Origin of the sequence: Nostoc sp. UIC 10630 (assembly GCF_010747425.1) — a bacterium.
Taxonomy (GTDB): domain Bacteria; phylum Cyanobacteriota; class Cyanobacteriia; order Cyanobacteriales; family Nostocaceae; genus Nostoc.
Map to the genome: position 1 here is coordinate 9,187 of NZ_JAAGOG010000041.1, position 26,032 is coordinate 35,218.

Sequence of the window (26,032 nt, forward strand, 5' to 3'; positions counted from 1 at the left end):
TTGACTAAAAAAAGGTAAGAATAGACTAGTGAAATACTCTATTCTGCTGTATTTACCATCAAATTATGTAATTGTGCGGCTAATAGTTTGACATTGGGTTCATAAAGCATTTGTCCGTGGTTTCCAGGTACAGAAATTACTTTGACAGGCTTTTGAGTATAGGTTTGCCATCCCCAATCGGGTAGATCGTAATCAGAAAAAGCTTGGAGTTCTTGCAAGACAATCTCCTTAACTTCTTGAGCGCGGAATAAAACAATAGGAGCAGAAATTGGATGAGAAGGCTGATAATTTGCGTAATTGAGCGTTAGCACTTTCATCACTTTCATATTGGTTTTGAGTAAAGAAAGGGTGGAGTGTTCCGGTAAAACATTATTTTGGTACAAATACTCTGCTGCTAGATTCCACCTAGCCAGATCATTAGGTTGAGCAGCTAAATCGTCGTATTGTAGTCTTAAAGAAACTCCCTTTAATACTTCAATTCGTCGAATTAATTGCCAGATCCAATCAAGCTCTGCTCTATCAGTAAAATACTCAGGCTGAGAAACCAGTCCAGCATCCAAGATAGCTAGTAAACTTACCGTTTCACCTTGCTGTTCGAGTTGGGAAGCCATTTCAAAAGCAACGGCACAACCTGAAGAGTATCCTGCTAATATGTATGGGCTTTCCGCTTGCTGTTGACGCAATATATCAATCAATTGATTTGCATGGGTTACTACTGATTCAGGGAGTGCGCTAGAGCCGTCTCTTCCTGGAGTTTCGAGTCCATATACTGGTCGCTCAGTTCCTAAATTGATGGTCAAATCTCGAAAATAGAAGCCATGTCCGTTTGCGCCAGGAAGAAAAAATAGAGGGGTTGCATTTCCTTGAGGTTGGAGTAAAAGTAAATCGGGATTTGACTGTTGAAGCTCAGTATTACAGAGTTGTTCTGCGAGTTGAGCAATAGTAGGATTCTGAAATAAACTACTTAAAGAAAGATGTTGCCCAAACACCTGTTGAATATTATTGAGCAGTTTGATTGCTAATAAAGAATGACCGCCCAAATCGAAAAAGTTATCATGAATCCCAATATCTTGATGTTCGAGTACAGCAGACCAAACTTGCGCCAGTTGTTGTTCAATTTCGTTACGTGGAGCTACATATAAGCCCTCAATTACTCCATTTGGAGTAGGTAAAGATTTCCGGTCAACTTTGCCATTGGGAGTTAAAGGCAACTCATCCAATACGATGATCTGAGCCGGAATCATATAATCGGGCAGACAGGATTTTAGATGATTTTTTAATTGGGTAGACAAATCATTATTGATTCCCGTTACATAAGCAATTAAACTCTGGTTACTCTCAGTTTTATATAAGGTGACAATTGCTTCTTTAACTAATGGATGTTGCAACAAAATCGATTCAATTTCACCGAGTTCAATTCTAAAGCCCCGTAATTTAATCTGATCGTCTATTCGACCCAGATATTCAAGGTTTCCGTCAGATTTCCATCTTGCTAAGTCGCCAGTTTTGTAAATTCGCTCAATTTGACCGAATAATTCAATTTTGATAAATTTTTCGGCTGTTAAATCTGGACGATTTAGATAGCCTCGTGCCAAACCCACACCAGCGATGCATAATTCTCCAGGTATGCCAGGAGGTAATGGTTGGTTGTGAGGATCTAATATATAAACGCGGATATTAGATAATGGTTGACCAATCGGTGGTTTCTTTCCATTAGGATGACAAAGTGCGATCGCAGCATTAACCGTAGATTCTGTAGGCCCGTAGCAATTGAATAAATACTGCTCTATTCCCCACTGTGCCACCAATTCTGCTGAACAAGCCTCACCACCAACAGTTAGACACTGCAAATCGGGTAAGGTGGCTTGAGGCAAGACAGATAAGGCTGAAGGAGATAAAAATCCGTGTGAAATTTTATGATGAATTAAGAAGTCAACCAAAGTTTGACTGGGTAATAAGGTTTCTTTTTTAGCAAGATACAAGCAAGCACCAGTGACGAAGGTAGTCGCAATTTCAGCAACAGATAGATCAAAACTAAAGGAACCAAACTGAAGTAAACGGCTGTTTTGTTTAACTTGAAAAGTTTCAGACCAAGCCAAGCTTAAATTGACAATTGCTTGATGCTCAATCATTACCCCTTTTGGTCGCCCCGTCGAACCAGAAGTATAGATTACATAAGCCAAATTATTAGGCGTACTTTGAGGGCTAGGATTTTCTTTTAACGTAGTAAAAGTTTCCTGATCCAAACAAATTACTTGACAGGGTTTTTTCAGTTCAGCGATTGGTAATTGATTTAGCAGAAAACTTTGGGTCAGCAACACTGATGTCCCAGAATCTTCTAACATGAACTCAATACGCTCTTTAGGATAGTTGGGATCAATCGGCACATAAGCCCCGCCTGCTTTCAGGATAGCGAGTACACCGATAATCATTTCACTAGACCGTTCAACACAGATACCAATTAAAGTGTCTGGTTTAATTTGGTGATTTTGAATTAGATAATGAGCAAGTTGGTTCGCTTTTTGATTGAGTTGCTGATAAGTTAAGTTTTGGGATTCAAACACCAAAGCGAGATTATTAGGGTTTTTAGCAACTTGTTGTTCAAATATCTCAGCTAAAGTTTTATCGTCAGGATAATCTTTTTGAGTTTGATTCCAGCGTTGTAGTTGCAGAAGTTCGGGCGCTGTCATCAAAGGTAAAGTATTGATAGGTTGTTGAGGATTATCAATAATTCCCTTCAGCAGAACTTCAAACTGTTCCGCCATTCGTTGGATAGTACCCTTTTCAAAAAGATCGGTGGCGTATTCCCAAGTTAAATATAACTGGTTATTAGATTCTATTACCATAAGTGCTAGGTCAAACTTAGCAAACGGATAGCTTAATGGAAACCATTCAATCTCTAATCCTGGCAAACTTAGGTCGGGACTTTCGTTATTTTCCAGTGCTAACATGACCTGGAATAAGGGGTTATGGCTCATACTGCGTTCTGGTTGCAACTGTTCTACCAGATACTCAAAGGGAATGTCTTGATGAGAGTATGCATCTAAACAATTTTGGCGAGTTTGTTGCAGGAACTCGATAAAACTTTGCTCAGGCTTGATTTGGTTACGCAGTATCAAAGTATTGACAAAAAAGCCAATTAATCCTTCCGTATGGCTATGGATGCGGTTAGCAATAGGAGAACCAATACATAAGTCTTCTTGGCGACTGTAACGAGAAAGCAAAATACTGAAAGCCGCCAACAAAGTCATAAACAAACTTGTCCCTTGTTGTTGACTTAGAGTTTTAATGGCAAGAGTTAAGTCAGCTGATAGGGAATAGCGATCGCGATCGCCTCGGTAGCTTTGCTGCGCTGGACGAGGATAATCGGTAGGCAACTCCAGTAATGGAAGAGCATCGCCCAGTTGATTTTTCCAGTAATTAATCTGATTTTCTAATACTTCCCCTTGTAACCAGTGGCGTTGCCAGTTTGCGTAGTCGCTATATTGAATGGGCAATGGTGCAAGTTTTGGGGTCTTACCTTGAGCAAAGGCGGTATAGACTTGCCGTAACTCACGAACAAAGATCCCCATTGACCAGCCGTCACTAATAATATGGTGCATATTGATAAGCAACACATATTTCTGCCCTTTGAGTTGTAGCAGTTTTGCTTTAAACAAAGGCCCAGTATTTAAGTCAAACGGTTCTTGAACATGAGCATCGATAAAACGCTGAACGCTTGTTTCTTGATTCCCAGTCCCTAATCCCCAGTTCCCAGTCCCCAGTACCTGGTACGTTAAAACTTCGATGTCGTCTAAATTTGCGATCGCAACCTGGGGTTGTCCCGCCACTGTGGGAAAATACATTCTCAGACTGTCATGCCGATTAAGCAGATAAGCCAAACTAGAATGCAAAGCATCAATATTGAGGTTTCCATCCAGTTGTAAAGCGATCGGCATATTATAACTAGCTGATGGCCCTTGGAGTTGCCCTAATAGCCAGAGGCGTTGTTGAGCAAAGGAAAGCGGTTTGGGGACATCATCTGGTAAAGTTGGAATTTCCTCTGCCATGACAGATCCAGCTTTGGCAGAATTTAAGAAAGCTAATATATCTGCTTTGTTGGCTTGAATTTCTTGCTTGAGTTCAGAAGTTAAGGCATTTTTACTAGTACGAAGCCGTAACTTATCATCTTCAGCCCAAATTTTGCAGCCTATGTTCTGCAAACGAAGCATTAAAGAAACTATTTGCTGATTTTGTGTCATAGTCATAGTTCAATTTCCTCTTCGTCTGAGTTTAAAGGTTGTATATCTGCTGTGGAAAAATTAACCCAAATGCAGCTATCTATATAATTTGCCAATTCGCTGAGGATAGGAGACTCAAATACTTGACGCAGTGGCAGTTCTACTTTAAAAGTGTCGCGGATGCGGTAGCACATTTGGGTGGCTAATAGGGAATGTCCTCCCAACTTGAAGAAGTTATCATGGCGGGCAATCGCTTCATATTTAAGCAGCTTCGCCCACAATTCGGCCAGCAATTTTTCTGTCGGGGTTACAGGCAATTCAATGTTTGTTGATGAAATGGTTGCATTTGGTGCGGGTAAAGCTTTGCGATCTACTTTGCCATTTGGTGTTAGCGGCAGTTTTTCTAAAACAATAAAATGGCTAGGAATCATATAATCTGGAAGAGTTTTTTCCAGATTATCTCGCCATTCTTCTAATAACGCTGGCTCAACTTGATTGGTGCGATATTGTAATGGTTGGTTGGCATAATGTTGCCAAGGTTTCAACCGCAAATTTCCCTCTTGATTAAATCTTGGTAGTGTCACCTGTCCAGGAATATTCCGTTGAAAAACAACATCGTAATCAGAAAATTCTGTGGGGCTATATTGGATAAAAGCCGTATAGGGCAAATCTCGTACTAAATTTCGGAATTCTTCGGGTTCTATCCCTGATCTGACTTCGGCAACAGCGGCTTTTAAGTCTGAAATAGTACCATCCAATTGACTAATTTTTTCTAACAGCAGCATTTCTGAAGTTAGACGTGCATTCGGAATATTCTTAATACCTATAAAATCGGGTTGCTGAGTAGTTAAAATTCTCTCGATTGTTTCTAAATTAAGTTCCTCAGTTTGCCAATCTAACCATTCAGTTTCCCCAACGGGAGTATCTGTTTGATCCAAATGTAAAACAACGTCATAACGAAAACGGTTCATTTCCGTCTGACCATCACCTCGTTTCAATTGAATTTGTACATGACTAATCCGAGGAAATCGTTGTTTTAGGGCGATAAATAAATCAGGGTCAATTAGTAACTCGCCTTCGGTGTGAATACTTTTTTGAATCTGTTGACGCAAATCCTTAATTGATAATTCATCAGGGGCACGATAAAATTTAACTGCGGTGTGAAAAACCTCTAGTAAATGGAGATTTCGCACATCTCCAATAAATATTTTTCCTTGATTTCTCACCGCACTAACAGCACCTCTGATAACTTCTAATAAGTAATCTAAAGAAGGAAAATACTGAATAACAGAATTGAGTATTACCAGATCATAATTATTTGTCTCAATACCGTTAAATTGGTTAGCTGCACTTTGTTTTAAAGTAACTTTTCCTTTGAGAGATTGCTGTTGAAGATGTTGTTCAATATAATGTAACCCTGCTGCGGCAATATCTGTACCCAGGTACTTTTGACAATGGGGAGCAATTTTTAACAATAACATCCCTGTCCCGCAACCGATTTCCCAGATCCGTTTGGGTGCAAGTTCCAGAATTTGGTCAATAGTTTTATCCCGCCATTCTTGCATTACAGCTTTGGGATAAGGTTTATCTGTATAGCTATCATTCCAGCTAGCCAAATTCAGCGTTGGGTCATCTTCTGGATCTTGTGATTTATGGTAAGCATCATTGAAAACTTGTTGCCATAATTCCACCTGTTCACCTTGAAGGTCTTCATCTTCTGTTCCTGTTGGGACAATGTATGCTACTAGACGTTGATCGAAATCACTGTCCTCTCGGATAATGACAACTGCTTCCTGAATTTTTGAGTGTTTCAGTAAAGACGCTTCAATCTCACCTAATTCAATGCGGAAACCACGAAGTTTGACCTGGCGATCGATGCGACCTAAATATTGCAAATTGCCGTCAGGTAGCCAACGAGCTAAATCGCCAGTTTTATAAATCCGCTCAGTTTGGTTGAAGAGATTGAGGTCAATGAATTTTTCAGCACTCAAATCGGGACGATTCAAATAACCCTGTGCTAAACCCGCACCTGCAATGCAGAGTTCCCCAGGAATACCAGGAGGAAGGGGTTGGTTATAGGTGTCTAGAATATAAATCCGGGTGTTAGCAATGGGCTTCCCGATAGATACCACAGCGCCTTGAGAATAGTTTTTTCTCTCAAAAGTATTTATCTGATAAATATCTGACCAAATAGTGGTTTCTGTCGGGCCATAAAGATTCCAGAGTTCAGCACTTCTTTCTAGTAGTTGATTAGCAAGTTCCCAGGTTAGAGCCTCACCGCCGCAAAGGATTTTTAGTTGTGTTGAACCTTTCCATCCGGCGGCTAATAATATGCGCCAAGTCGCTGGAGTCGCTTGCATGAAAGTGATCCCATTAAGCAATTGTTCTGATAACTGTAAACTGTCAGAAGCAATTTCACGACTGACTAGAACAATTTTGGCTCCTACTATAAGAGGCAAATAAATTTCTAGTGCAGCAATATCAAAGGATATAGTGGTGATAGCCAGAAGAGTATCGGACGCAGCTATTCCAGGCTTTTCCCTCATTGAATATAAGAAATTCGTCAGTGAAGAGTGACAAACTGCTACACCTTTTGGTCTTCCCGTAGAACCAGAAGTATAAATTACATAAGCTAAATCATCAGGACTACTTTGTAAGTTGGGATTATTTGTTGGCTGATTAGCCCATGTTTCTTTCTCTAGAAATACTACTTGACAGGGGTTGTTTAGTTTTTCTAGGGGAAGTTGCTTTTTGATGGGGTTTGTTGTTAGTAATACAGAAGCATTACTATCTTCGAGCATTAAATGAATGCGTTCTTGAGGATAACTCGGATCAATCGGCACATAAGCGCCACCCGCTTTGAGAATAGCAAACAAGCCAATGACCATTAAGAGCGATCGCTCGACACAAATCGCAATCAATGGATTATCAGGTAATTGTTGCTCCCTTTTGAGTTCCAACAAATAATGGGCTAGCTGGTTAGCTTTTTGGTTGAGTTCTTGATAACTCAGGCTTTGATCTTCAAACACCATCGCAATGTTATCGGGCATTTGTGCTGCTTGTTGTTCAAACAGACTCACCAAAGTCTGATTTTTGGGATAATTGATCTTGGTTTGATTCCAAATTTGCAGTTGTTGAATTTCTGCGGTTGTGATTAAGGGTAGTTTACTGATCGGTTGTTGGGGATTTTGGGCGATTGCTTCTAGCAAGACTTCAAAGTGTCCCGCCATCCGTTGAATTGTTTCTACTTCAAATAAATCTGTGGCATATTCCCACATACAATGGAGTTGGCCGCCCCTTTCGCAAAGATCCAGTGTTAGGTCAAACTTGGCAAATGGTAAACTTTGCTCTAAATATTGAATATCCAGCCCTGGTAAACTAATATTTTTCCCTGCTTCTTGAGTATTTTGGAACACCATCATCACTTGGAATAAGGGATTATGGCTCAGACTGCGTTCTGGTTGTAACTGTTCTACTAAATACTCAAAGGGAATATCTTGATGAGCGTAGGCATCTAAGCAAGTTTGGCGGGTTTGTTGGAGTAACTGACTAAATCCTTGCTCTGGCTTAATTTTACTCCGCAATACTAAGGTGTTGACAAAAAATCCAATTAATGATTCTGTGTTGCTATGGGTGCGGTTAGCGATCGCAGAACCAATACATAAATCCTCTTGACGGCTGTAACGAGATAGTAAAATACTAAAAGCCGTTAACAGGGTCATAAACAAACTAACCCCGTGTTTTTGACTGACGATTTTGAGTTTCTGAGTCAGTTCACTGCTTAAAGGATATTCCTCACGCCCACCTTGGTAACTTTGTTGCGCTGGACGGGGATGATCGGTAGGCAAATCCAGCAATCGGGGAGCATCGCCTAGTTGTTGTTTCCAGTAATTTTCCTGGCTTTCTAAAATCTCCCCTTGTAGCCAACTGCGCTGCCAAGCTGCATAATCGCTATACTGAATCGGCAACGGTGACAAATTTGGAGTATACCCCGTAGCAAAAGCAGCATAAGCTTGTTCCCATTCGCGCTTAAACACACCCATTGACCAGCCATCGCTGATAATGTGGTGCATATTAATCATCAGTACATTTTTCTGTTCGCTAAGTTGCAGCAGTTGCGCTTTGAACAGGGGGCCAGTATTTAAATCGAAGGGTTCTTGTGCATGGGTATCGGCTAAACGTTGTACAGTTTCTGCTTGAGACTGAGGATCGAGTGACTGTAAATCTGCGATCGCTAGTACTTCTATATCCTCCGAATTTTGGACGACTACTTGCGCCTCTCCCTCCAGTGCAGGAAAGTAGGTGCGTAGAATGGCATGGCGATCGAGGAGATAATCAAAACTTGCACGCAACGCCTTTATATTCAACTTGCCGTCAAGTTGCAGCGCTGTTGACATATTGTAGGTAGCCGAAGTTCCTATGCCTTCAAGTTGGTCTAAAAACCAGAGTCTTGATTGGGAAGATGACAAAATTTTGGGAGCATTTTCAGGCTGTGGTGTAATCGGTGGTAAGGCGACACTCGAAGTAGCCTTGTCAATTTCCCCAGCAAAATCAGACAAAACACTTTGCTCAAATATCTTGCGGACGGCTACTTCTACTCCAAAACTGTCACGAATGCGGGCAACCAATTGGGTTGCTAACAGGGAATGTCCACCCAATTCAAAGAAGTTATCTTGACGACCAATAGACTTAGCTTTTAAAAGACTTTGCCATAAAGTAGCCAGCAGTTCTTCAGTTGGAGTAACAAGGGCTTCAAAGTTAGTAGAAGTAGCTGTATCTGGTGCTGGTAATGCTCTACGATCTAGCTTACCGTTAGGGGTAAGGGGCAACTGATCCAATACCATAATCTGGCTAGGAATCATGTAATTCGGCAGGTGAATTTTTAGGTAGTCTTTGAGTTGACTGCTTAAATTGCTGGATTTTTCCGATGCCGTGACATAAGCTACTAACCTGGGATTATTATCAGTTTCATATAAAATAACAACAGCTTCTTTAACTAAAGAGTGCTGCAATAATAGCGATTCAATCTCACCAAGTTCGATTCGGAAGCCCCGTAGTTTAACTTGATCGTCAATGCGACCGAGATATTCAAGATTTCCATCGTCTCTCCATCTTGCTAAGTCGCCAGTTTTGTAAATTCGCTCAGTTTTGCCAAATATTTCAACTTCAACAAATTTTTCGGCGGTAGTTTCTGGACGATTGAGATAGCCTCGTGCTAAACCCACTCCAGCGATGCACAATTCCCCAGGAAGCCCAGGCGGTAATGGTTGATGATGAGCATCTAAAATGTAGATGCTGTTATTAGCTATAGGTTGCCCAATGGAAGGTTTTTTCCCATTCGGTTCACAACTAGATATACTGGCGATAACCGTCGATTCCGTCGGCCCATAGCAGTTAAAGAAACGTCTTTCTGTGCCCCATTGTGTAACCAACTCGGCTGCACAAGCTTCACCACCAACGATTACGGCTTGCAAATCCGGTAACGAGGCTTGAGGTAATACATATAAGGCGGAAGGAGATAAGGTGAAATGGGAAATTTTGCGATCGCGCAATAAGTCAACTAAAGTTTGACTAGGTAACAAAGTTTCTTTCTTAGCTAAGTACAAACAAGCACCTGCGGATAAAGCAGTGGCAATTTCACCAATAGACAAATCGAAACTAAAAGAGCCAAACTGAAGCCAATGGCTATCGTGTTGAACTTGAAAAGTTTCAGCCCAGGCTAAACTTAGGTTGACAATTGCACGATGCTCAATCATTACCCCTTTGGGTTGTCCCGTTGAACCAGAGGTATAAATTATATAAGCTAAATTATCAGGAGTACTTTGAGGATTGGGATTATCTGTTAATGCTGAATTAAAAGTTTCTCGATCTAAACAAATGATCTGGTGTTTCAGTTTAGTTAAAGGTAATTGCTCTTTGAGGTGACTTTGGGTTAGCAACACCGATGTCCTAGAATTTTCTAACATGAACTCAATTCGTTCTTGAGGATAATTGGGATCAATCGGCACATAAGCCCCACCCGCTTTGAGGATACCTAGAACACCAATAATCATTTCTAAAGACCGTTCAATGCAGATACCAATTAAAGTGTCTGGCTTAATTTGATAATTTTGAATTAAATAATGAGCTAGTTGGTTTGCTTTTTGATTAAGTTGTTGGTAGGTTAAGCTTTGAGATTCAAAGACTAAAGCGAGATTATTAGGGTCTTTGGCAGCTTGAGCTTCAAACAAGTCAACCAAAGTTTGATTTAGGGGATAATCAGTTTTAGTTTGATTCCAGTTTTGGAGTTGCTGACGTTCGCTTTCTGTGATTAATGGCAGATTATTAATATTTTGTTGAGGATTATCAACAATTCCCTGAAGTAAAACGGCAAAATGCCCCGTCAGCCGTTGAATGGTTTTAGCGTCAAACAAATCGGTTGCATATTCCCATTCTCCTACCAAGCCTAGAGGAGTTTCACGGAACATCAGCGACAAATCAAACAGCGTCGTTGTGTTTTCCCACTCAAAACGGGTTAGGGTTAATCCAGGAATTTCTAGTTTCTCTTGGGTTTCATTTTGCAAACCAAAAGCCACTTGAAACAGGGGATGATGAGAAAGCGATCGCTCTAAACCCAATTCATCGACTAGTTTCTCAAAGGGTAAATCTTGATGGTCATAAGCATCCAGAGTTACTTGCTTGACTTGTTCGAGTAATTCTAAGAAACTTGGATTCCCTTGCAGATTGGTACGTAATGCCAAGGTATTGACAAAAAAGCCAATTAGGGGTTCTGTCTCCCGACGATTGCGATTAGCGATCGCAGAACCAACTACAATATCCTGTTGACCACTGTAGCGCGACAATAACAGCGTAAATACTGCAAGCATTGTCATAAACAGGGTAGTTCCTGATTCCTGACTTAAACGCTTCAACTTCTGCGTTAAATCTTGATTGAGTTCTAAAAACTCACTCCGTCCCCTAAAACTTTGCACTGATGGGCGGGGTTGATCTGTGGGCAATTCTAACAGAGGCGGAACTTCCGCTAATTGTTTTTGCCAGTAATTGAGTTGGGTTTGCAGTACCTCTTTCTGTAACCACTGTCTTTGCCAGTGGGCGAAATCGGCATATTGTAGAGATAATTCGGGTAAAGGAGAAGGTTTTCCAGCGCAGAAAGCAGTATAAAGGCTGAACAATTCCCGGCGAAAGATGTCCATAGACCAGCCATCACAAACAATATGATGGATAACCAGCAACAGCAGATGAGATTGATCGGCCAGTTGTAACAACTTTACCCGCAGCAAAGGAGGGTTTGATAAGTTAAAGGGCTTTTGTAATTCTTCTGCTGCTAACTGCTGTGCCTTGCTTAACTGGTCTGCTTCTGTCAATTGTCGCCAATCTAGCAGTTGCATTGTCAGTTGAGGATGAGCATGAATCAACTGTATCGGTGACTCATCGACAACATAGAAACTAGTACGTAAGACCTCATGACGTTGGACAATTTCTGCGATCGCTTTTTCTAACGCAGTTATATTCAAAAATCCGCTAATTTGCCAGAAAAACGGTACGTTATAGACACAATTTTCGCCTTCTAGTTGGTCGAGAAACCACAGTCTTTGTTGAGCAAAGGAGAGGGGAAGGTGTTGCTCTCTTGATACGGGTGTTAGGGGTGGAGTTAGCCTGTTATTATTTTGTGCAGATTGTTGCTGCTTTTTCAGCTTTTGTAAAACTAATTCTCGCTTTTCTGGTGAAAGTCCTTCTAGACGTTTTAGTATATCGCTCATAATATTTATTGTTTAAAATTAATTTTTTATCGAACCACAGAGACGCAGAGAACACAGAGAGATAACAAAAATATTGATTAGTTGAATTAATACTTACAAAAGCAATTCTTGCGTCACTTCTTGGTCTGATAACTGATCAACTTCCTTTAAAATCTGTGCTAGGGCATCATTTTCTGCTTGTTCAATCTGGTGAGCAATCGCTTTTTGAGCAAGTTCAGCAATGGTCGGATTTTCAAACAGATAACGGAGAGGAAAATCTACAGAAAAGGCTTCTCTTAATCGAGAAATCGCTTGTGTAGCTAGTAAAGAATGTCCCCCTAACTCAAAAAAGTTATCGTGAATTCCAACCTGTTTTACTTTGAGAACTTCAACCCAAATCGTAGCTAATTCTTGTTCGGTAGATGTGCGAGGAGCAACAAAATCAACCTCTAGATTTCTTTGGGAAGTATCTGGTGCGGGCAAAGCCCTGTGATTGATTTTACTATTAGGTGTTAAGGGGAATGCCTCTAGAAATACGAAGGTGGTGGGAATCATGTAATCAGGCAGCTTTTTCTTGAGGAAGTTTCGCAGTGTACTAGGCGTTGGTTGATTATCTTTGGTGACAAGATAAGCCACTAAATACTTATTACCAGGTTCATCTTCTCGCACAATAACAACAACTTGCTTGATGTCAGGGTGCTGATTTAAAAATGCCTCAATTTCTCCTAATTCAATGCGAAAACCGCGAATTTTAACTTGTGTATCAATTCGACCTATAAATTCCAGGTTTCCATCAGGGAGACGGCGTGCTAAATCTCCGCTTCTGTAAAGTGTATCTCCCTTAATAAAAGGATTAGGAATAAATTTTTCACTCGTTAATGTTGGTTGATTTAAGTAACCTCTAGCAACGCTTGCTCCACCCACATAAAGTTCCCCAGGAATGCCAATTGCAACTCTGTGTAAATCCCCATCTAGTAAGTAAACTATCCTGTCACCGATGGGTTTTCCAATGGGAATTGAATTCACATCTTCAGCAAGTTGTTTAGGAATCGGGTAACAACAAGTAAAAACTGTACATTCGGAAGGGCCATAGCCATTAATTAATTGCGTTCCCGGCAATAGTTCTAAGGCGCGACGAACATGAGTTACAGAAACGGATTCTCCCCCAAACAGTAGTTGTTTTACGCCTGACAATCCTTGCGGTATTGTCTCAATCATGAGATTGAATAAGGCTGTAGTCAGAAATAAGGTGTTAACTTTTTGTTCTTGAATAATCTGGCTTAAGCCTTCTGGTGTGGGAATTTTATCTGGATAAAGTACACAACGCCCACCGTAAAGCAATGGCGGCCAAAGTTCTAAGGTTAGTGCATCCCAAGAAATCGATGAATGTTGTAGCCAAATCTGTTCTGCATCAAGGTGAATATAATCAACCCCAAACATAAAACCAATAATGCTACGATGGGTAACTTCTGTTCCCTTTGGTGTTCCCGTCGTGCCAGAGGTATAAATGATATAAGCTAAGTTTTCTGGATTAACTTCACTGAGCAAATTGTCTTCTTTGTGTTGAGCGATTATTTCCCAATCTGAGTCAAGATTAACTACAGTTTGATTATTGAGTGGGAGTCTATTTTGGAAATGAGTTTGTGTTAGTAAGATGGGTGTCTGTAAATCTTCCAGCATGAGCGTTAGTCGATCTGTTGGATAAGCAGGATCTAACGGAACATAAGCCCCGCCTGCTTTTAGGATTGCCAGTATTCCTACTACCATTTCGAGCGATCGCTCTATACAAATTCCCACCCGTACTTCTGGTTTAACTCCCAGCCCTTGTAAATAATGGGCTAATTGATTGGCGCGGTTATTCAACTCCCGATAAGTTAAATGTTGCTTTTCATATATAAGTGCGACTGCATCAGGAGTTTTTTCTACCTGTTCTTCAAATAAAATATGAATACATTTGTAATGAATAGAATCTATATTTTTATTATTCTCTTGTAGAATTATCTCTTCCTCTTCGGCTGCACTGAGCAGGGATAATTGGCAAATATCCTGTTGTAAATTTGCTCCTATGCCTGATAGCAATGTTTGGAAATGTCCAATCATCCGCTCAATTGTCTCTTGCTCAAAATGACCAATATCATAGACAATCCTTCCAGACAATTGTGATTCAGGATTAATCACCACTGTTAACGGATAATTCGTGCGTTCAAAACAACGAAGATGACTAATTTCTAAAGTTTTTTTGGTTTCCTGTTCAGCAGAATCTAGTGGATAATTTTCAAATACTAAAAGGCTCTCGAACAGAGGCATTCCTGGGGGAACATCACTCAAACGCTGAATTTCTGCCAGTGAATAATAAGCATACTGTTCCTGTTCAAATGCTTGACTTTGTAATTGCTTGAGCCAGGGTAATAATTCTGCTTTTGGTGTAATTTGTACCCGTATGGGGAGGGTGTTGATTAATAACCCCACCATCGAATCCACTCCCACAAGCGTTGGTGGACGACCAGATACAGTTGCACCAAAGACCACATCGCTTTCCCCTTTGTAGCGGGAAATTAGTAACGCCCATGCTCCCTGCACCAAATTATTCAAAGTTAAATGGTGCTGTCGCGCCGCATATTGCAATTTTTCAGTTACCGTTTGGTATAATTGAAAACGTTGCTCATTATATGTTCCTTGTCCCCTGTTTCCTATTAAAGGTGTAGGAACTTCAAACCCCTGGAGAGTTTTTTGCCAAAAATTCTTTGCTTGATCAATATCCTGTTGCTGTAACCACTGAATATATTCTCGATAGGGGCGAACGTGTTGGAGGCGTAAATGTTCGCCTTGCTGATGTGCTTCATAGAAAGCTAAAACTTCTTTGAGAATAATCTGCATCGACCAACCATCAAAGAGGATATGATGATGACTCCAAATAAATTGGTAGGTTTCCTCCCCTAGCCTAATGATGGTGAAGCGCATCAGAGGAGCAACATCTAGTCCAAATCCTTTTTGGCGATCGCATTTCAAAAAATTCTCTAAATGCTCTTGTTGTTCATCAGGTGTAAAATGCCGCCAGTCCAATTCCTCCCACGGGAGATTCACTTGCTTACTCACCATTTGCAAGGGCTTTTCTATCTCCTCCCAATAAAAGGAACTGCGTAAAATTGGGTGTCGTGCAACAACCTGTTCCCAAGCTTGCTGGAAGGCAGGAAAATTTAATTTTCCTTGGAGGATACAAAGCAACTGCTCAAAATAAACTTCCGATTCTGGCGCATAAAGGGTATGAAACAGCATCCCCTGCTGCATGGGCGAAAGTTCATAAAGGTCTTCGATATTGTTCATGAAACTACCTTTGAGTGGGGAATGGGGAATGGGAAATGGGGAATGGGGAGAATAAAAAATGATTCTTGACAAATGACCAATGACCAATGACCAATGACAAATGACCAATGACAAATGACCAATGACCAATGACAAATGACCAATGACAAATGACTACTTCGTTTTATTTTTTTTGATTTTGGTCATAAATTTGTCAAGCTGTTTTTGGCTGAGTCTGGCTGCTGAGAAGTCTGAAGGTGTATGACCGATCGCATCAGGGGATTGACAGTGGGTAATGAGCGATCGCAATGCCTCCATAAATCCAAAGGCCAAACCCTCAATAGTGTCTCGTTTATGAATTTTCTCGCTGTAAGCCCAAGTCATCTCCAGCCTTCCTGCACGAATGAATCCGCTTACCCCTAACAGGTGGCTGCGCTGATTAAGTAGACTCTGTTCAGCTTTGAATTTTTGAGCCAAACCCAAGGCGGTAGAAGCCTTAATCACCTGATCGAATTGACCAAGGTAGTTAAAACTTACTTGTGCTTGGGGTAGCGCTTGTAGTTTCGTGCGGATTGTGTCATCCGGGTGTAAATATCTCAAAACACCATAGCCAATGCCCCGGTTTGGGATGCGCCGCAGTTGTTCTTTAACTAACTTTAAAACCTCTCCTGGATGGTCAATTTCTTCTAGCTGCAAATGAACGGGGAATAAGGTAGTAAACCAGCCTACAGTCCTCGATAAATCCACATCCTCAAACAAGTCTTCTCGTCCATGTCCCTCTAAATCAATAAGCAGAGAACGTTCTCCCGTCCATTGAGCAAAGCTTTGCACTAGGGCAGTCAACAGCACATCATTAATTTGAGTGTTGTATGCAGAGGGTACATCCTGCAAAAGGGCGCGGGTCTGTTCTTCATTTAAGGAAAGTGACACAGACGCAGTTGAGGCTATGGTGTTGTCCTCTTCACCTGAAAGATGATCTACTGGCAAGGCGGTCACTTTCAAGCTAGACTCACTTAGCCAGTAATCTAGTTCATCTTTAATCGCCTTTGATTTTGCGTATTCTGTTAGGCGATCGCTCCAATATTGAAAAGAAGTTGTCTTAGCTGGTAATTTAATGGTTTCACCACGGCTGATTTGCTGGTAAGCCATAGCCAAATCTTCAAGCAAAATCCGCCACGAAACGCCATCTACTGCTAAATGATGGATGATGAACAGTAACTGACCAGGTTGATCGTTGCCCAACCTAAATAGTACTACTCGTGCGATCGCCACAGTCGATAGATTCAAACTAGCTTGGAGTTCAGCATCTGCCGCTTTCATTACTGTTTGTTGTTCTTCTGCCGATAGGTGCGATAAATTGATGACGCTAAATAATTCGTAATTCGTAATTCGTAATGACGCTCGCGGACTCGCTAACGCTGCGCTAACGTAATTAAACTGCTGCCAGTTTTCCCCTTCTTGTACGAACCGCAGACGCAAAGCATCGTGATGCACTAACAATTCTTGTACAACTTGCTGCAATAACTCTGGTTGCAAATCTGGCGGCACTTCCAGTAATGCTGACTGGTTAAAGTAATCAGGTTCGGGCAATTTCTGCTCAAAAAACCAGTGTTGGATAGGTGTTAGCGCCACCTTGCCAGTTACTAATCCTTGTTCGGCTTTGACGGAGCGAGTCATGCCTGCCACAGCAGCTAACTCAGCAATTGTTTGGTACTGAAATAGCTGTTTGGGGGCAATTTTGATACCCGCTTGATTGGCTCTTGAAATTACCTGAATGCTGAGAATGGAGTCTCCGCCCAATTCAAAGAAGTTATCGTGGATGCCGACTTGTTTTAGTCTTAAGATTTCCGACCAAATTGCAGCTAATCTCTCTTCTGTAGGGGTTTGGGGTGCAACAAAGTTATCTTCTGCGCCACGAGAGAGGTCGGGGGCTGGTAGGGAGCGGTAGTCTATCTTGCGGTTCGGAGTCATCGGCAGCGTCTCTAGCTGCACGAAAGCTGAAGGAACCATATAATTAGGCAACTTTGCTTTTAGGAAATGGCGCAGTTCATTAGTGGTTGGTTGCGGCTCGTGCGGTACAACATAAGCTACAAGGCGCTTTTGTCCCGGAATGTCTTCACGAGCAATGACCACAGTTTGAAACACTTGTGGGTGTTGTCTCAGCACCGTTTCAATTTCTCCCAACTCAATGCGGAAGCCGCGAATTTTCACCTGATCGTCAACTCGACCAAGATATTCTAGATTGCCATCTGCGCGAAATCGTGCCAAATCTCCTGTTTTGTAGAGGCGATCCAATTTTGCATTTTGGATAAATTTCTCTGCGGTAAGTTCAGTCCGTTGCCAATAGCCTCTAGCTAATCCGGCTCCGCCAATGTGCAGTTCTCCGGGAACTCCTATAGGGACAGGTTGCAGATATTGATCCAGGACATAAACCTGAACATTGCTAATCGGTCGTCCAATGCTAACAGAGGAAGCTTCTGGGGTTAAGCGATCTAAGGTGGTTATAACCGTTGCTTCCGTTGGTCCATAACTATTAAGTAATTGGGGTGGATGCCAGAAGTGAGCAACACTACTGTGCCAGCGCTTCACTTTTTCTAGTTGAACTTCTTCCCCACCAATAATCACTATTCTGATACTTTCGGGAATTCGGGAGTCTTCAGGGGTAAGTTCTGCGACTAATTGATGCCAATATGCTGTAGGAAGATCCAAAACAGTTAACTGCCATTCTCGGCAACACCGCCAAAATTCATCGCTGGAATGTAACATCTGTTCGGTTCGCAGCACTAATGTTGCACCGACTAAAAGACAAGGTAGGATTTCTTCAATAGATGTATCAAAACAGATTGACGCAAATTGCAGAATATTATCGCCCGCATTAATTCCATATTCATGAGTGGCAGTGATGACGAAATTTATTAGCGATCGCTGTTCAATCATCACCCCTTTGGGTTTACCTGTAGAACCAGAGGTGTAAATAATGTAGGCGAGGTTATGGAGTTGAACGTTAGTAATCGGATTGGCTGTACTGTGTTGAGCAATTATTTCCCAATCTGTATCTAAACAAATCGTTTTTCCGGCATAATCTGGTATTTTGCCCTTGAATCTTTTTTGAGTCAGCAGAATGCTTAGTTGCGTATCTTCGAAAATATCAGCCAGTCGCTCTTCGGGATAGGCAGGGTCAAGGGGAATGTATGCACCCCCAGCTTTGAGAATGCCAAGTAAGGCGATAATCATCTCTGGAGAACGCTCAACGCAGATACCGACTAAGCTTTCTGGTTTGACTCCCAAACTTTGTAAATAATGTGCCAGTTGATTGGCACGATCGCTCAATTCGCGGTAAGTTAACTGTTGACCTTCTTGCTGAATAGCTACAGCGTCGGGCGTTAACTCCACCCGAGCCGCAAATAAATCATGGACACATTGCTGAGACGGATACTCTCTGTGAGTCTGATTCCATTCCACCAGTAACTGCTGCTGAGTCTGCGTTAACAGTGGTAATTCAGAAACTCGCTGCTCTGGGTTAGCAACAATTCCCACTAGTAAAGTTTGATACTGCTCTGCCATCTGCTGGATTGTGGCAGCGTCGAATAAATCGGTATTGTATTCCCAAATAACACTAATTCCCTTCTCCCCAACATGTTGCGGGATCAGAACGACATCAAGATCAAACTTTGTTGATTTGTTGCTGAGGGCTACATTCGTGGTGATGTTCAACTCTGGGAGAGTTAAGTCTGGACGAGGAGAATCATGGAAGCTAAACATCACCTGAAACAGGGGATTATAACTCAAGTTCCGGATTGGCTTGAGAACCTCCACGACCTTATCGAAGGGTAAATCTTCGTTAGCAAAGGCTTCCAGACTGACTTGGCGGACTCGATCCAGTAACTCCCGAAATGTGGGATTTCCAGACAAATCGGTGCGTAAAACCAAATTATTGACGATCATGCCAATTAATTGTTCTGTCTCGCGCATCCGCCGATTGGCAACAGCTGTCCCCACACAGAGATCGTCCTGTCTGGTGTATCGGTGCAATATTACTAAAAAAGCCGCTAGCGTCGTCATGAATAAGGTGATTCCCTCTTGACGGCTTAAAACTCTCAAAGATTCGCACAAGCTAATGGGCAACTCTACCCTGACTTGAGCGCCGTTGTAAGTTTGTTCTGCTGGTCGCGGGCGGTCTGATGGTAATTCCAATAAGGGTGGACTACCGGATAACTGTTGCTGCCAATAGGCTAATTGAGCTTCGGCTTCCTGGCTTTTAACCCACTCTCGCTGCCAATGGGCATAATCTCCAAACTGGAGTGTTAATTCTAGTAGTGGAGAAGGGTTTCCCAAACAGAAGGCTTGATAAAGTTCCACGAACTCATTCAAGAACACGTTGTTGAAAGACCACCCATCATGAACCATGTGATGTTCGATGTGGATCAAAAGATGATCTTGGTCGCTCAACTTCAACAATAACCACCTAACTAATGGCAGTTGATTTAAGTAGAAGGGCTTTTGCACCTCTGCGTCAAATAGGCGCTGACTTTCTGCTTCTTGCTCAGACTTAGGAAATGTCTGGAGGTCTACTACTGTTAACTTAAGTGGTGAGGCTGGGTGGATTACCTGAAATAACCGTCCATCTATTGCCGGAAAAGTCGTGCGGAAAATTTCATGCCGTCGGACAATCTCACTGAGGCACTGCTCTAATGCTGCCACATCTAGTTTTCCGGTGAATCGCAGAGTTACCTGAGCTTGATAGGCAGCACTTTCAGGAGCTACTTCTTGGATGAAATATACTCGCTCTTGAGCAAAGGAAGCAGGCAAGTATCCTGTGCGTGAAATTGGTTGCATAGCAGGACGTTGCAACTGGTCTTTGAGATGGCTGTGCTGTTCAATCAGCCCTGCTAGACCCGCTATGGTAGGGTTAGCAAAAATGTGGTGAAAGAATAACTCGACTTGGAAACCTTCGCGGATGCGGGAAAGCATCTGAGCTGCTATTAAGGAATGACCGCCTAAATTGAAAAAATTATCATCGATTCCTATCTGCTCAAGTCCCAGTAACTCAGCCCAAATGCTTGCTAGTATTGCTTCAGTGGAGTTACGAGGTGCGATAAAGGTTTCTTCAAGATCAGGGCGTGAGCGATCGCAAGCTGGAAGATTTTGACGATCAACTTTACCATTGGGAGTAAGGGGCAAGGAGTCTAGAATTACAAAGACTGCTGGCACCATGTAGTTAGGCAGTTTTTCTTGAAGAAAGCGTTTGAGGGTAGTGACGCTTGCATCAATTTGGTTAAGCACAATATAGGCGACAAGACGCTTATCACCAGGGATGTCTTCACGGGTGATTACCACTGCCTGCTGTACACCTGGGTGTTGACTCAAAAGCGCCTCAATTTCTCCCAGTTCAATGCGGAAGCCGCGAATCTTCACCTGATGATCGATTCGCCCCAAAAACTCAATGTTGCCATCTGGTAAGAAGCGGGCTAAGTCACCAGTCTTGTAGAGACGTTCCGAATTTGAGGATTGGTCTTCTTTCTCTCCCCTGCTCCCCTGCTCCCCTGCTCTTCTGCTTTTTTGGAAGGGATTAGAGATGAATCTCTCTTTAGTCAACTCTGGGCGGTTCAGATAGCCTCTAGCCAAGCCGTCGCCACCAATATACAATTCGCCAGGAGTACCAATTGGAACTGGTTGTTGATGGTTGTCGAGGATATAAACTTGTGTATTAGCGATCGCTCGACCAATTGTCAGTTGAGTGTCGCCAGTATATTCTGCTACTGTGGCACAGACTGTTGATTCCGTTGGGCCGTAAGCATTAAAAAAGCGCCGCCCTTTTGACCATTCAGCAATCAGCTTCGGATTACAAGCTTCTCCGGCGACGATCAGGGTTTGTAAGTTTGGCAATTCCGCTATTGGTAACGCTGCTAGTGCTGTGGGTGGTAATGTTACCTGAGTTATTGATTGCTTACGCAAAAATTGAATTAAATCTATTCCTGGGCGCAAGGAATCCTGAGTTCCAATGTAAAGGCTAGCTCCTGAACACAGAGCCATGAAAATTTCCCAAACTGAAGCATCAAAGCTGAAAGAAGCAAACTGGAGAACACGGCTATTTTGCTGTACATCAAACAGTTTTACTTGTGCTTGGATTAAATTACACACACCTTGATGCTGGAGTAGCACGCCTTTGGGTGTTCCTGTTGACCCTGATGTATAAATTACATAAGCCAGATTTTCGGGTGCAACCCCACTACTAAGATTCTCGTTACTTTCTCGCTGAAAAGATTCCCAACCAGTATCCAGACAAATCAACTTCGCCCCACTTGCAGCCAATTCTTCAACGAATTTTTCTTGGGTTAACACCACCTGGACTTGCGAATCTGAGAGCATAAACGATAGACGCTCTTTGGGATAAGTTGGATCTAGCGGAATGTATGCTCCACCCGCCTTGAGGATACCCAACATTCCTATAATCATTTCTAGCGATCGCTCAACGCAAATACCTACCAGCACCTCTGGTTTTACACCCCAAATTTGTAGATAATGTGCTATTTTGTTGGCTTGGTGGTTCAACTCTTGATAAGTTAGTTGTTCCTCCTTGAACACAACAGCGATGCTGTCTGGAGTTTTTTCTACTTGTGCTTCAAATAACTGATGTATACATAAATGCTTTGGATAATCTACCGTTGTCTGATTCCATTCCACCAATATTTTATGTTGCTCCTGCTCAGTTAAGGCAGAAAAATTATTAATATTTTGAATAGAGTTAATGATAGTTTCTTCCATAATAAATTTGGTACAGAAAGTAAATGTTTTCCTATTTTTTTAATTTTTTGCTATATGCTTGCCCAGGCTTTACAGTTATTTTTTTCACAAGCATTTAGAGCGATTTTTGGGATTCTGCGAAGTAACACATTTATTGCATAGATATCCCAAAAAATAGGCCTTTGAGGGTTTAATCGGTGAGATTGAACTCAGAGGATGTTTTAAAAGTCCTTTCGTCGGTAGCAAAACATTATCGATCCCCCCAACCCCCCTTTTTAAGGGGGGCTTTAATTCCGGTTTCCCCCTTTTTAAGGGGGGTTACGGGGGATCTAAAATTGTCTAAAGTTACAGTGAAATACTTTTCAAACAACCTCTCAGAGACCATTTTCTTTGCTCATAGAAATTTGGTGCGATCGGTTAACTGATACTGGTTTTAAATAGAATCCGAATGGATATCTTAAAGCAAAATCCAATCAGCTTTTAATAACCCCAAATCCCTAATCTAAAATCCCAAATAGGAGTTGTGCCATTTGATTTTAAATGTTGCCGAATCTAACCGTGAAATTATTCCTCGACAATTTCAATTGTTTGTGGAGGCTGAACATCTTCCACCTCAGTAACAGTTTCTGGACTAAGGTGATTTTTCAGTTTGAGTTTTAACTCCTCTGAAATGGGTAAATCTTTAATTTCTTTCAGGAGATATCTTACAGATTCGGTTTTACTCCGTTCTGTATAGACAGCTTTGAGAACAGCTTCAATTCCATATCCCGCTACAGTATCCCCTACAACCGTTATCAGACCGAGTATTCCTATACCTCCAACGATGCCAAATGGGCCTCCTATTGCTGTGAGGGCAGCAACAATAGCAGCATTACTACCTGCTGATGTAACTGTTAAAATCACGAGAATTATCCCAGGAAGACCCAGACCAGCAAGTTTTTTAGCGATTTCGTCCATTTTAATTACCTAAAATCCTTTTTTCTTGGTTAAGACATTACTAAGGGTAAGAGCATAGAGTCTTTGTAAATCAAGAAACTTCTCTTAAAACCTAGACTAAGCTAAATAAGAGTAATTCACGTTCAGATTGAGTTAATATTCTTTGAGTTTTATCTCTAATTCAACCTCATCTGATAGCTCAGTCTTTAATCAAAGCGATCGCTAATTTTTCCATTTACAGCAGAGATAGCTACTGTTCTCGGTGAGGCTAAATAATTTTTGCCTGTTGGATCGCCACTGCGTCCTTTAAAATTGCGATTGGTTGCATAAATACCTGTTTCTTCTTTCGCCAAAACCCCAAATCCAGAATTGATACAAGCCCCACAACCTGTCTTGAGAATTTGTGCCCCTGCTTGTTCAAAAATGTCGAGATAGCCTAATTCTTGAGCTTGTTCTCTAATTTCAATGGTTGCAGGTACAATAAACAAGTTTACACCGTCTGCCAGTTGGCGACCATTTAAAACTTCGGCTGCCTGAGCTAAGTCATAGAGTTTTCCTCCAGTACAAGACCCAATAAAGGCTTTGGTAATCGGAATGTTTTCTAACTGACTAATGGCAACTACTTGATCTGGTTTCGGGGGACGTGCAACTTGTGGTTCTAAACTACTGAGGTCAAATTGATAAACCCTTTCGTACTCAGCATCAGCATCGCCGATAATCTCTTGAAATTCTTCTGAAACTCGGTTTTTTAGATAGTCACGGGTTACTTCATCAGGAACAATCAACCCACAGATTGCCCCACACTCCACGGCCATATTGGCTAAAGTTAACCGTTCATCAAAAGGCAGTTGTGCCAGGATTGACCCTCTAAACTCCATTACTTTACTGGTAGCGCCAGCACAGCCGATTTGTCCCAGAATAAACAGGATAATATCTTTGGCACTGATTGTAGGAGGTAAGGTTCCAGATAACTCAAATACTAGGGTTGGAGGAACACGAATCCACATATCTCCTGTGGCATATATATTAGCCATATCTGTTGTTCCCACGCCTGTGGAAAAGGCTCCCAATGCTCCGTAGGTGCAGGTATGGGAATCTGTACCGGCAATTATCATCCCTGGTCGGACAAACCCTTTTTCTGGGAGTAAAACGTGACAGATACCTGCTGCTTCACCAGGGGAAACCACATCAAATAAGTGGCATTCTTGGAATTTAGCAAATTCAATCATCTGTTCGTACATCAGATATGCTTTGTCATCAGCACGGATGTCGTTGATTTGGATGAAGTGATCTGCTACTAAGACCACCTTTTGGGAGTCCCATAACTTTGCTCCTTCTCCATACTGTTTATAGAATGTTTTAGCTACAGGCCCGGCTACAGCATCATGGGATAATGCTAAATCGACCTGAGCAAAAACCACTTCTCCAGGCTGGACGTAGGAATTTCTAGAGGCTTTGGCCAAAAGTTTTTCTACTAAAGTCATGGGTCGGGTCGGGGTCAGGCTGCGAGGAATGGTAATCTGACCCTGACGACGCAGCTGATTAAAAGACATTAACCCACCTGCTGCTGCGATCGCATCAACGACAGGATTCTCCTGTTTCTCCCCTAGAATTTCTAGAGAAAGTCCAATATTGATGCTATTACGATAAAAAATTTCGGCGAACGATCGCGCCCGAATCTTTGTAATTCCAGCAGCTTGTAGGGCAATGGGAGCAATTTCTCGACTGGAACCACAGCCGAAATTTTCTCCTGCTTCAATCACATCATATTTTAGCAGCTCACCTGCTCCAATCACATGTTCTAAAGCATAATGTTTTAAGCTATCTAGATCATCATTTGTCGCTCGATTAGCAGGAATAATATCATCAGTATTAATATCATCCGCAAGGTATAAAACTTTATTTTCGTGACTCATGAAGCACTCCTAATTGAGAATGTTGCACAACTGAAAGTTCTTCAAGTAAAAGGTCAACTAAGGTTGCAGTGTTAACTAAAATTTCTTCTCCTTGGGTAAACAAATCAGCTGTTCGGTATCCCTTAGCTAAAATTCGGTCTTGCGCTGTAATAATCTGTTGAGCAGCCTGCACTTCTCCCCATTGCTGAAGCATTAAAACACATGCTCCCAAGGTTCCGAGGGGATTAGCAATTCCTAAGCCTGCAATATCTGGAGCCGTACCATGAATGGCCTCGTACAAACCAAATCCATTAGCATTAAGACTTGCCGATCCTAATAAGCCAATTGAGCCAACTAATGCACCGCCAATATCGCTGAGAATATCTCCAAACAAATTACCAGCCAAAATTACATCAAACCGTTGGGGATTTAAAACCATAAGCATGGCTAAGTTATCTACCAGCATTGGCTCAACAACAACGCCGGAAAATTGTCTAGCTTCTTCTTGAACTAGACGAGTCCAAGGCAAATGAGGTAAAGCGTTTTCTTTGTGAGCTACGGTCAGTAATCCTCGGCGAGATTGCGCTTTTTCTAATGCTTTGTGAGCAATTCGACGAATCTCTTCATCGTAATAGCGCATTGTATGGTATCCATAATTTCCTTGTTCATCGCAAGAGCGTCCAGATGGGCCAAAATAGATTCCACTGACTAGTTCTCGAACGATGAGAATATCAAGTCCTTGAATTTTCTCTGGTCGAAGACTAGATTTATGCACAAGACTGTTAACGCTGAGGATTGGACGAAGGTTGCAAAAGAAGTCGAAGTGCTTTCGGAGTTCCAGCAATCCGCCTTGACTAACTGCACCAAATACAATCCCATCGGCTCCATCGCACAGTTCGGCGGTGGCTTGAGGGAAGTAACTACCAAGTTGTTCAAAGGCAGTTGCGCCGAGCCAGCCATAGTCTACCTGTAAGCTAAATCCTTGAAGTTTAGCAACGTGTTGCAGAATTTTTAAGGAAGCTTCCACTACTTCAGGCCCAATCCCTTCTCCAGGAATGGCAACAATCCGATAAGATGCCTTACTTAAAGACTCCATTTGGCCACAACTCCAATACCTCGTTGTTTTACATACTTACTCAGAAAGCCTCAAAGGTTGTTTTAAAAGTTTTTATCTATGATTTTAGACACTTAATTT

Annotated in this window: 7 protein-coding genes; all 7 read right to left on the reverse strand. The window is 41.9% G+C overall.

The annotated features are described in order from the left end of the window. Nucleotides 1–38 precede the first annotated feature (38 nt). Nucleotides 39–4,247: a non-ribosomal peptide synthetase gene (locus G1O98_RS12700; protein WP_163929148.1), complete on the reverse strand. Its 4,209-nt coding sequence runs from the start codon at nt 4,245–4,247 to the stop codon at nt 39–41. Further along, nucleotides 4,244–11,980: a non-ribosomal peptide synthetase gene (locus tag G1O98_RS12705; protein ID WP_163929149.1), complete on the reverse strand. Its 7,737-nt coding sequence runs from the start codon at nt 11,978–11,980 to the stop codon at nt 4,244–4,246. The genes G1O98_RS12700 and G1O98_RS12705 overlap by 4 nt, the downstream gene beginning before the upstream one ends. A gap of 93 nt (nt 11,981–12,073) precedes the next feature. Next, nucleotides 12,074–15,283 (reverse strand): non-ribosomal peptide synthetase, encoded by a 3,210-nt coding sequence (locus tag G1O98_RS12710; RefSeq protein ID WP_163929150.1) that lies wholly within the window; start codon nt 15,281–15,283, stop codon nt 12,074–12,076. A gap of 153 nt (nt 15,284–15,436) precedes the next feature. Beyond that, nucleotides 15,437–22,027, reverse strand: coding sequence for a non-ribosomal peptide synthetase (locus tag G1O98_RS12715; protein ID WP_163929151.1), 6,591 nt, complete (start codon nt 22,025–22,027; stop codon nt 15,437–15,439). A 543-nt stretch (nt 22,028–22,570) separates the two neighbouring features. Continuing rightward, the gene (locus G1O98_RS12720) at nt 22,571–22,963 is read right to left on the reverse strand and encodes a hypothetical protein (protein ID WP_163929152.1); all 393 of its coding nucleotides are present in this window, start codon (nt 22,961–22,963) and stop codon (nt 22,571–22,573) included. Nucleotides 22,964–23,148: 185 nt separating this feature from the next. Beyond that, a complete protein-coding gene (locus G1O98_RS12725) occupies nt 23,149–24,858 on the reverse strand; it encodes an aconitase/3-isopropylmalate dehydratase large subunit family protein (RefSeq protein WP_163929153.1) in 1,710 nt (569 codons plus the stop codon). After that, nucleotides 24,842–25,933, reverse strand: coding sequence for a 3-isopropylmalate dehydrogenase (leuB, locus tag G1O98_RS12730; RefSeq protein WP_163929154.1), 1,092 nt, complete (start codon nt 25,931–25,933; stop codon nt 24,842–24,844). Before leuB ends, G1O98_RS12725 begins: the two co-directional genes overlap by 17 nt. Nucleotides 25,934–26,032: the final 99 nt, after the last annotated feature.

Coding starts and splice junctions, on each gene's coding strand:
- G1O98_RS12700 (WP_163929148.1), bottom strand. CDS start 4,247: ATGACTATGACACAAAATCAGCAAATAGTTTCTTTAATGCTTCGTTTG.
- G1O98_RS12705 (WP_163929149.1), bottom strand. CDS start 11,980: ATGAGCGATATACTAAAACGTCTAGAAGGACTTTCACCAGAAAAGCGA.
- G1O98_RS12710 (WP_163929150.1), bottom strand. CDS start 15,283: ATGAACAATATCGAAGACCTTTATGAACTTTCGCCCATGCAGCAGGGG.
- G1O98_RS12715 (WP_163929151.1), bottom strand. CDS start 22,027: ATGGAAGAAACTATCATTAACTCTATTCAAAATATTAATAATTTTTCT.
- G1O98_RS12720 (WP_163929152.1), bottom strand. CDS start 22,963: ATGGACGAAATCGCTAAAAAACTTGCTGGTCTGGGTCTTCCTGGGATA.
- G1O98_RS12725 (WP_163929153.1), bottom strand. CDS start 24,858: ATGAGTCACGAAAATAAAGTTTTATACCTTGCGGATGATATTAATACT.
- leuB (WP_163929154.1), bottom strand. CDS start 25,933: ATGGAGTCTTTAAGTAAGGCATCTTATCGGATTGTTGCCATTCCTGGA.